Source organism: Streptomyces fulvoviolaceus (assembly GCF_000718165.1).
Lineage (GTDB): Bacteria > Actinomycetota > Actinomycetes > Streptomycetales > Streptomycetaceae > Streptomyces > Streptomyces fulvoviolaceus.
The window spans coordinates 1-9,278 of record NZ_JOEY01000115.1 but is presented as its reverse complement, the minus strand read 5'-3'; the positions used below and the strand labels follow the sequence as shown (position 1 = coordinate 9,278).

At 66.4% G+C, this 9,278-nt stretch carries 10 protein-coding genes; 5 read left to right on the top strand and 5 right to left on the bottom strand.

The window, feature by feature from the left end:
- Positions 1-91 precede the first annotated feature (91 nt).
- On the bottom strand, positions 92-1,630 hold the full coding sequence (locus IG08_RS0152545) for an APC family permease (protein ID WP_030621815.1): 1,539 nt from the start codon (positions 1,628-1,630) through the stop codon (positions 92-94).
- A gap of 129 nt (positions 1,631-1,759) precedes the next feature.
- Positions 1,760-1,897 carry a hypothetical protein gene (locus IG08_RS60505; protein ID WP_158812414.1) on the bottom strand — a complete coding sequence of 46 codons (138 nt, stop codon included), beginning with the start codon at positions 1,895-1,897 and terminating at the stop codon, positions 1,760-1,762.
- A 385-nt stretch (positions 1,898-2,282) separates the two neighbouring features.
- On the opposite strand from IG08_RS60505, the gene IG08_RS0152535 reads away from it, so the two are divergent.
- From IG08_RS0152535 to IG08_RS0152515, 5 genes are all read left to right on the top strand, one after another.
- Complete coding sequence (locus tag IG08_RS0152535) at positions 2,283-3,836, top strand: flavin-containing monooxygenase (protein WP_078656145.1); 1,554 nt, start codon at positions 2,283-2,285, stop codon at positions 3,834-3,836.
- Between the two features lie 38 nt (positions 3,837-3,874).
- Positions 3,875-5,089: an acyl-CoA dehydrogenase family protein gene (locus IG08_RS0152530; RefSeq protein ID WP_078656144.1), complete on the top strand. Its 1,215-nt coding sequence runs from the start codon at positions 3,875-3,877 to the stop codon at positions 5,087-5,089.
- A gap of 49 nt (positions 5,090-5,138) precedes the next feature.
- A complete protein-coding gene (locus IG08_RS56355) occupies positions 5,139-5,573 on the top strand; it encodes a nuclear transport factor 2 family protein (protein ID WP_052425345.1) in 435 nt (144 codons plus the stop codon).
- 240 nt (positions 5,574-5,813) lie between these two features.
- Positions 5,814-6,206 carry a DMT family transporter gene (locus tag IG08_RS0152520; RefSeq protein ID WP_052425344.1) on the top strand — a complete coding sequence of 131 codons (393 nt, stop codon included), beginning with the start codon at positions 5,814-5,816 and terminating at the stop codon, positions 6,204-6,206.
- On the top strand, positions 6,206-6,538 hold the full coding sequence (locus IG08_RS0152515) for a DMT family transporter (RefSeq protein ID WP_030621808.1): 333 nt from the start codon (positions 6,206-6,208) through the stop codon (positions 6,536-6,538). The genes IG08_RS0152520 and IG08_RS0152515 overlap by 1 nt, the downstream gene beginning before the upstream one ends.
- A gap of 59 nt (positions 6,539-6,597) precedes the next feature.
- Here the strand turns inward: IG08_RS0152515 and IG08_RS0152510 are convergent, their stop codons facing one another.
- The 3 genes from IG08_RS0152510 to IG08_RS55425 all read right to left on the bottom strand — a co-directional run.
- On the bottom strand, positions 6,598-7,455 hold the full coding sequence (locus IG08_RS0152510) for a PaaX family transcriptional regulator (protein WP_052425343.1): 858 nt from the start codon (positions 7,453-7,455) through the stop codon (positions 6,598-6,600).
- Positions 7,456-7,654: 199 nt separating this feature from the next.
- Positions 7,655-8,200: a flavin reductase family protein gene (locus tag IG08_RS0152505; protein WP_234343238.1), complete on the bottom strand. Its 546-nt coding sequence runs from the start codon at positions 8,198-8,200 to the stop codon at positions 7,655-7,657.
- Positions 8,201-8,482: 282 nt separating this feature from the next.
- The coding region (locus IG08_RS55425; RefSeq protein WP_267965074.1) for an acyl-CoA dehydrogenase family protein at positions 8,483-9,278 on the bottom strand (796 nt) is incomplete at its 5' end.

Below are 9,278 nucleotides of genomic sequence, written 5' to 3'. Positions count from 1 at the left end.
CCGCTACGAGAAACGGGCCTACACCTACCTCGGCACCGTCACCCTTGCAGCCCTCATCATCTGGCTCCGCACATGATCCGAGAAACAGCGCCTAGGCCCTTTCCGCGGCGGGGGCAACTCTCGCCGCGAGCCGTCGACGCCGAAGCTCCGCCGCCGCCTCTGGTGTCTCACCGGCGGAGAGGTCGGCATAGGTGAGTGGGCGGCGCCTTCGCAGCCAGAAACCGAAGATGACGCCGCCGAGCAACGAGACGCCGACCAGGACCGGCAGCACCATGGTCCAGGATGCCTCGGAGCCCGTAAGCCACGTGAAACCGTTGATCTCGATGACCAGGGCCGCGACCAGCAGCAGGCTGGCCAGGCTCGGGGCGACGAACGTGCGCCATGGGTGCCGTTCCGTCGCGGGTTGCCTGAGGAAATACCCGACGACGGCTGCGGACGCGAGCAACTGCAGCAGCGTGATGCCGACGGCTGACATTCCGAAGCAGAGCGACCCGAGTTGTGTGTAGGGGTCGGCGCCGGTGAGCAGGCACACGAGCGCGAGCAAGGAGACCGTTCCGAGGAGGAACGCCGCCGCGCCGGCCGGGGCACCGTGTTTGTTCTCCCTGGCGAACACGCGGGGCAGCAGGTCCTCCTTGGCCAGGCTGTTGAGGTACCGCGCCTGGAAGTTGGTACCCGCCAGGCTGCTGGCGAACGCACCTGCGATGACGATGACGGAGAAGATCTTCGTACCGACGGAGCCGAGATACTCCCCGACGACGTTGAAGATGAAGTAGCTGGGTCCTTGCTGCTGCACCACTGTCATCTGGTTGGCGACGCCGGTCACCGAGGTCAGCACCCACGTGACGATGAAGAACGTGACGGCGATGACGAGGAGCGTCCCCCACAGGGCTCGCGGAACTGTCTTCTCCGGGCGGATCGCTTCGGGACTGTAGAGAGCACCGCTCTCGAAACCCTGGAAGCACAGGATGGCGAAGATGAAGGCGACGGTCCAGTGCCCGGTGCCGAGGACGTTGGGCTTGATGACGTCGACGGGGAAGGACCCTGCGCCCTTGTGGGTGATGATGCCTACGACGAGGGCGGCGAGCACCAGCAGTTCCAGTGCCACGGCGATCAGCAGGACCTGCGCGTTGAAGTCGATGTGCCGCCACACCGTGAGTCCTACGCACACGACCTGGACGGCGAAGATCCACGGCCAGTCCAGGGTGACACCCAACGACGGCAGCAGGGACGAGACGACCATGGCGACCGTGGCGAAGGTGGCGATGGCCGCGGTGACGTAGGCGACCATCGCCACCATGGCACCGCCCACCCCCATCGGCCGTCCCAGGCCGCGGGCGATGTAGTTGTAGAAGGCCCCCGGGCGGGTGATGCGCTTGACCATCTCCGCGTAGCCGACGCAGAACAATCCGAGAATCGCCGCGATGACGACATACATCAGCGTCGTCGACGGCCCGCCGAAGGCCAGACCGAGCGGCACCAGCGCGAGCGTGCAGGACAGGGGCGTCAGCACCGCCACGATGAGCACGATGATCTTGGTGGAGGTGAGGGTGCGGGTGGGCCGGTCCGCGGAAGCGGGGCTTTCGGGCGGATCGGTCGGGTCGGTCGGAGTCGCAGTGATGCCGGTGAACATTGTGAGCTCCGTTCTTGGGGCGATGACGTGATGTGCGCGAAGTTCGGAGACGTTGTCTGCCGGCGGGCTGCTCGTGACGGCAGTGGGGGACGACCGCGGCGGGGAGGGAGAGGCACCGGGCCGCTGCGGTCATGTCATCCCGTTGCGGGCCCGGACCTGAAGGTCGATGCCGCGGTGTGCGGCCTCGTCGATCGTGCTGGTGGCGCTGTACGGGTGGGGCTCGGCGGAGTTCGCCAGTGATGCCGCCCTGGCGGCCGGCGGTTGCACGGCGGCCGCTTCGGAACCGTTCCAGCGGCAGGGCGCGGGATCTTGTTGACCGACTCAATCTCTCGCAAACCGAGGATCATTCGGTGCCTTTGTGTGACGACCGTAAGTTTGCAGTGATTCCAGGGCTCAGATTGAGGGCGGATTCTTTCCGCCGCGTTACGCGACGGTAAGACATGGCGCCGCCGCCGGATCGAGGGCGGCCCGCCCCTCGCGGTCTGCCCTCATCCCGCTTGCGTGTCCGGGGGATTCGGATCCAACGCTGCGGCGATCGACCGGCAGAGTGCTCCCGGATCGGCGGTGACGCCACGTCTTACAGCGACGCAACACAATGGAAAGAATCCACCCTCAGCCTGGTCCCTGACATTACGTCAAACTTACGGTCGTCATGAAAAGGTACCGAGCTGTGCTGGTGCTCGGCGGACGAGAGGTTGAGTCGGTGGAGCAGGTCCATCACACGAAGGTGATGATCGTCGGTTCCGGCGGGAACGGAATGGCCGTCGCCGTACTGCTGGAACAGGCGGGCTTCTCGGACTTCCTCATCGTCACCAAGCACGACGACTTCGGGGGTGCCTGGTGGCAGAACACCTACCCGGGATGCGCGGTCGACGGCCCGATCTCCGTCTATCAGTTCAGCTTCGCCCTCAACCCGGAGTGGCCCAGGCTCTACGCGGCCCAGCCCGAACTGGCGGCCTACATGCAGAAGGTCGCGGCCGACCACGGGCTCTACGAACACACTCACTTCCGTACAGAGATGCTTGAGGCGGAGTGGCTGGAGGAGCCGGCGTGCTGGTCGGTCACGACGACCGGAGGCACGTACCACGCCGAAGTGCTGGTGTTGGCGACCGGTTTCCTGGAGGAGGCCGTGGTCCCGGACATCGTGGGCATGGACTCGTTCCAGGGCCGGATCTTCCACTCGTCGATGTGGCCGGAGGGCTATACGGGCGAGGGCGACCGGGTCGCGGTCGTCGGCACCGGCTCCTCGTCCATCCAGATCGTGTCGGCGATGCAGCAGGTCGCCGCGGCGGTCACGATGTTCCAGCGCACCCCCTGCTGGATCGTGCCCAAACAGGACAAGGTCTTCAGCGACGAGGACCGGGCCAGGTTCCGTGACACTCCGGAGCTGCTCCTGGAGATGCGCAGGGAACTGTCGGAGGAACAGGAGGTGGTGTGGGATGACGTCTTCCTGCTGAAGGACGTCGCGGCCTCGGACGCGGCTCAGGCGGAGGCTCTGCAGTACCTGGAGGAGCAGGTCCCGGATCCCGAGTTGCGGCTACTGCTCACCCCCGACCACAGGTTCGCCTGCAAGCGCCCGGGGGTGAGCGACACCTACTATCGCGCGCTGCAACAGGACAACGTCGAGCTGGTCCCGGAAGCGGCCTCCCGCATCGGTCCCACGACCATCGCGTCCGCCGGCGGGCGCGAGTTCGAGGCCGACACCGTCGTCCTGGCAACCGGCTTCTTCTTCGGCGGCCACATACTGCATCGCGTCCGGCGCCGCGACGGCGTCACCGTCGGTGAGGCACAGCAGGGCCACCCTCGCGCCTACAGGTCCATCTCGGTATCGGGCTGCCCGAACCTGTTCCTCATCGGGGGTGCCGCCCCCAACGGCCAGAACTGGAACGGTCTCTCGGCCGGTGAGATCGCCGGGGTCTACGTCGTCAAGGCGCTGGAGTACATGCAGGAGCACGGAATCCGGGCGCTGGAAGTCGGCCAGGACGCCGAGGCCGCGTGGAAGCGCGAGGCGGACAAGGTGCTCGACGCCAGCCCGATGGTGTCCGGCGGGTGCGCGAACTACTCACTGGACGAACTCGGCCACAACAAGGCGGCATGGCCAGGGAACGAGGGGCACATGTCGGCGGCCTTGAGTGAATTCGACGCCTCGGTCTACCTCGTGGTGGCCACTTGGACCGACGACCGCGGCATTCCGGCCGCCAACTGATCAGCCACTTGGCACCATCACCTGACAAGGAGCAAGAAGTGGATCTCCTGATGGAACGCCCCTCGGCGACCAGCGCCGACCTGGCACGGCGAGCCGAGTTGGTCGGGCGCGCCGCCGATCTCGTACCCCTGCTCGCCGCCAACGCCGCCCGTACGGACGCGGAACGTCGCGTCGTCGATGAGAACATGTTGGCACTTCAGGAAGCGGGGCTGCTGTCACTGCTGCGGCCCAAGCGTTTCGGCGGCCTGCAGACCGACATACGCACCTCGATCGAGGTGCAACAGCAACTGGCACACGGGTGCGCGTCCACGTCCTGGGTGGCCGGCCTCGGCAACGCGTCGACGTGGATGGTCGCGATGTTTCTCGAGCAGGCGCAAGAGGACGTATGGGGCCGGGACCCGAACAACAACATCTGCGCGGTGACCTCGCCCGACGAAGCGACGGCGCAGTCCGTCAAGGGCGGCGGCTGGAGGGTGAGCGGCCGGTACCGGTACGCCAGCGGCTCGGCTCACTCGCAGTGGGCGATCATCGGTGTGCCGTTCCTGGACGCGTCGGGTGCGATGACGGGCACCGGCATGGGCCTGGTGCCCATGGACGAGCTGACGATCGAGGACACCTGGCACGTCGCCGGCATGCGTGGTACGGCATCGAACACACTTATCGCGGACGAGGTGTTCATCCCGGCACACCGTGTGCTGTCGTTCGACGAAGCCTTCAGCAGCAGTGCCTCGACCCCGTACCAGAGCATCCCGCTCTACCGCTCATCCTTCGGCGCGCTGTTCGGACTCTGTCTCGCCACGACACCCGTCGGTGTGGCCGAAGCAGCCGTGGACCTGGTCGTCAAGACGGTCCCGAAGCGGAAGATCCCCCAGACCAACATGACCCAGGCCGAAGCGACCACCGTTCAACTGCTGATCGCGAAGGCGGCATCCCTGGTGGACTCCGCCAGACTCCACCTGTACCGCGCCACCAACGCGAGCGACGAGGCCGCACATCAGGGCATCGACATGGACATCAAGACCCGTGCCCGCAACGGGATGGACATGACCGCCGCGGCTCGCTACGCCCGGGATGCCATCCGCACACTCACCCTCGCGCACGGCTCGGCGAGCTTCGCCGACTCCTCCGTACTCCAGCGGTACTGGCGCGACTGCGAAACCGCCAGCTCCCACCTCGCCTTCAACGACCTGACCATCGAGCAGTACGGCAAGACCCTCCTCGACATCCCCCTCGGCTACCTCATGCAGGTCTGACCCACGCTGTCGTGCGAGAAAGAACGAGGCGATGAACGCAAGGGAAATCGTGCAGGCCCTGATCGAACGTTATGCCGCCGGCGACACGGAGGCGGCGTACGCGCTCTACGCCGACGACGCCGAGGTATCGATGGAGTTCGCGGTACCGGAGCGGATCGTGACGCGCGGTACCGAACAGTGGGGCACGCAGCTTTCACGCATGTACTCCGACATCAAGGTCCGCGATCTCACCCTCTACGACACGACTGATCCGAATGTGGTGATCGCGGAGTGGACTTACGTTTCCCGCATCGGCGAGTCCACGGTCTCGAACGGAAACATCATCGTCGTCGAGTGCCGCAACGGAAAGATCGTCCGCTCTCGTGACTACCACGACCATGTCGCTCGCGCCGTCGCCGACGGAGACGTGCCGAGCCTCGTCTCCCTGGTGGAGGGCATGGTCCTGCCTCAGGACAAAGAGGCGACCGTGTCGCCGATCGACTGAGCACGTTCGCCGTCCCGAGCGCGTATGCGGTAAGCGAATACCGCTCGGGGCGCCGCCGTGTACGGCTGGCGCGGCGCGCTGGTCGGACAGCCGTGACAGACACCGCCCGGTGTCGCATCCGACTCTCCTTTCCCTCCGAACGGTTGGCGAGCCCATGACCACATTGCACACCGGCCGGCCGTCCTCCCGGCGGGTCCAGGCCCTTGCTCCCGATCTGCCCGCGCAGGGCGAGGAGCAGCAGTGAGCCGTTGGCTTCTTCTCCTCGCGGCCATCGCATGCGAGGTGGTCAGCGCGCTCTCGCTCAAGGGAGCGCTCAGACACCCGCAGTTGTACGCCCTTGTCGCCCTGGCCTACCCCGCCTCCTTCGTCTCCATCAGCATCGCGCTGAGACGCGGCATGCCCTTGGGAGTCTCCTACGCGATATGGGGCGCTCTCGGTGTCTCCGCCACCGCCGCTCTGTCCGTGCTCATCTTCGACGAGGCCCTGACCCCGCTGATGCTCGGTGGCATGGCGCTCGTCGTCGCAGGCGTTGTGCTCGTCCAGGTCGGCGCGGCCCGAGCGGCAGGGCACGCCGAGGACGTCGGCCAAGGCGCCGAGCCCGTCACGGCCACCGCACCCGGGAGGGCCGCCTGATGCAGTGGATCTATCTCGTCGTCGCCATCGTGTCGGAGGTCGGCGCGACCATCGGGCTCCGCGTCGCGGCCGTTGGCCGCAGGGCCTGGTACGGCGCTGTCGCGGCCGGCTACGTCCTCTCCTACGTCTGCCTCTCCCTCACGCTCGCCCATGGGCTGGGCATCGGCGTGGCCTACGGAGTGTGGGCAGCTTGCGGTGTCGCGCTCACCGCCGTCGCCTCCAAGGTCTTCTTCAAGGAGCCACTCACCCTTCTCATGGCCGGTGGCATCGTCTTGATCATGGGCGGCGTTCTCCTCATCGAGCTGGGGAACGCCTCACACGGTGCCGCGTAGCGGCCTTGCTTCCTTGCCGCGACGGAAACGATCCGGAGCCGGACGATGACGCTCAACCATCACGGCGTATGCGGAGTGGTCGGCCAATAGCCCGCGGCGTGTGCCAGCGCCCGCCCTTCCAGGAGTGCGACGAGCCGCTCGAAGAGGGCTCCTGCGGCTGGAGCGGCCCAGTCGTCGCCGAGCAGCTCCCGAGGCAGGCCGGGATCTCGGAAGGGAAGTTGGCGCCAATGGTCAATGGCAGTGAGGTACGCGACAAAGGCAACCTCGCCATCGATCACTCCAGAGGACTCCAACTGATCGATCTGGTCTCCGTGCAACTCGATGAACTCTCGATACCGCTGGTCGATCTCGTCCAGGTCCCAGCTGCTGCGCAACAGGCCGTCGAGTTCAGGGCCGCCTGAGTAGTGGCCGACGAAGATGGCGCATTGCGTCGTAAGGTCCAGCTCGTCGATCACACGCTTGGCGGCTTCGAGCATCCGTGCCGGGGCGATCCACACGGCGGAGCCGACGATCCCGAACCCGAGCGTGGTCAGGCGCGCGCGCAGCTGATGCCGCCTCGCCCGCGCGGACTCCGGCACCGAGAAATTCACGATGCACCACCCGTCGTCGAGGTTGGCGGGCTGACGCGCGTGCCACACGATTTCATCGCCGGAGGCAAGAGAGTCCAGCGCTTCCGCGGTGAGCAAGTAGCCCTTCATCCCGCCGCGGGTTTCGGGAACCAGCCAGCCGCGTTGCTTGAGCCGGAAGACAGCGGTACGAACGCTCGACTCATCGAGTCCGAACTGTCCCATGAGTTCGACAACGCCGGCGATCGGCATCCAATTACCCATGCGGCGCACGATCGCCCCGAGAAAACTCACGAGAACGCTACGCGACCGACGCGCTCCAGACCCGGACCCGGGCTTGCTGTCTTCCATCGATCCCCCATCATGCCCTACCCGGCGCACCTGACCATGTGGGGCCCACGCCGGGTGCTCGTCGGTCGTTTCCTGCCGTCCGATCGCATTCCTGGCGACCGGCCCCGCCGACCTCACTACCTGGATGAATATCAGCAACTGATTCCTGTTGCCCCAGGAGGGTGCGCGGAACGGGGCGTGTCTGGGCGCAGAGGGCGTGTCAGGCGGTTTCTCGTTGCAGCTGGCGGAAGGCGGATCCATGGAAGACGAGGGGTTCGGCTTCGGGTGACATGGTGAGAGCGTTGACCTTCAGGAGAACTATGCCGTGGTCCCCCGCGGGAAGTACCGAGTCGACGGTGCAGTCGAGCCAAGCGGTCGCACCCTCGATGAAGACCGCACCCTCAGGGCTGATTTCGAGCGTAAGCCCCTGGAAACGGTCCTGATTCTTGGAGGCAAGCCGCTGTGCGACGGTGTCGTGCCGCTCGCCGAGGACGGACACCCCCAGGCGGGGAAGCGTTTCGAGCCTGGGCCAGGTTGTACTCGTCCACTGCACGCAGAAGGCCACCAGGGCGGGCTCGATCGACACGGCGACGAAGCTTGAGGCGGCCATCCCGATGGGCTCGGTCCCGTCAGGTCCGTCGGCCATCGCGCACAGGCCGACCACTCCCGACGGGAAGCAGCCGAAGGCCTTTCGCAGAACCATCGAGTCGAACTGGTCGGAGGTGTGCTGCATCGCGAAGTGGGTGTTGGTGTTGGCGTTGCCCATGATGGCTTTCCTTTGAATGCCGAATGCTTTGTGGTTCACACGGATGAACGTGATGCCCGGCTCGACGGCTCTCCTTCCGCACGAAGGCTCCACCCGAGATGGGCGGGCGCCCAGAACATGCGGGGTGGGGTCGGGTCGGGAGGGCGCCGAGATCGGCATACGCCTACCTTGCGTCGGCGCCCTCCACCCACCCGATCGCGGTGTGGCGTCGGTCCCGTACGGCCTAGATCAGTACGACATCCTCGTGTGCGCCGAGGAGGACCTTGCCGTAGACCTCGGGAGTCACGTCGGAACTTCGCAGTCGCGCCAGATGCGCTGGAGGGGGTTGGACTCGGCGAAGCTTCCGGATCCGTGTGCGGAGATCAGGATCCGGATCGCCTCACGCGAGTAGTGGGACGCCGCCATGCCGTCCATGCGGTTGCGCGCCCGCCCGTCGACATCCAGGGTCACTCCCTGGTGTGCGCTCTCGTCGACTTCGGCGGCGGCGCGGTAGAGGTGGAGTTTTGCGCTGTCGACGAGGGAGGCTGCTTTGGCGACGGCGAGTTGCACGGTGGGTGCCTGTGCCTGTGAGGGGTAGGGGGAGAAGGGGACGGGGCGCTTGGGTGCCTTCTCGATGACCAGGTCCAGTGCCGCCTGTGCGAGGCCCACCTGCGGCGCCGCCAGACACAGACCCGACACCGGGCCGAAGGCCGAACGGTAAAGGACCTCACCCCGGTTCGGGTTCTCCAATTCGCCTCGGGAGACCCCCTGCAGTGACAGGCGGCGGTGGGAGGGGACGAAGATGTCCTGGGCGACGAGGGTGTTGGAGGAGGTGCCGCGCATGCCGCTGACGAACCACGTGTCCTCGACGGTCAGTTCGCTGGTCGGGATCATCAGCAGGCCGACGTCCGGAGCACCCGACACATCCGCCATGGGTACGCCGAGGATGGCCCATTGGGAGTGGGCGGATCCGCTGGCGTAGCTCCAGCGGCCGGTGACGCGCCAGCCGTTGTCGAGGGTTTCGACGTGGGTGTCCTTGCCGGCGTAGACGGCGCAGATCCAGCTGTCGGGGTTGTCGCCCCAGACGTCGTGCTGGGTC

Coding starts and splice junctions, on each gene's coding strand:
- IG08_RS0152505 (WP_234343238.1), bottom strand. CDS start 8,200: ATGGGCAACGCCAACACCAACACCCACTTCGCGATGCAGCACACCTCC.
- IG08_RS0152510 (WP_052425343.1), bottom strand. CDS start 7,455: ATGGAAGACAGCAAGCCCGGGTCCGGGTCTGGAGCGCGTCGGTCGCGT.
- IG08_RS0152535 (WP_078656145.1), top strand. CDS start 2,283: ATGAAAAGGTACCGAGCTGTGCTGGTGCTCGGCGGACGAGAGGTTGAG.
- IG08_RS0152545 (WP_030621815.1), bottom strand. CDS start 1,630: ATGTTCACCGGCATCACTGCGACTCCGACCGACCCGACCGATCCGCCC.
- IG08_RS0152515 (WP_030621808.1), top strand. CDS start 6,206: ATGCAGTGGATCTATCTCGTCGTCGCCATCGTGTCGGAGGTCGGCGCG.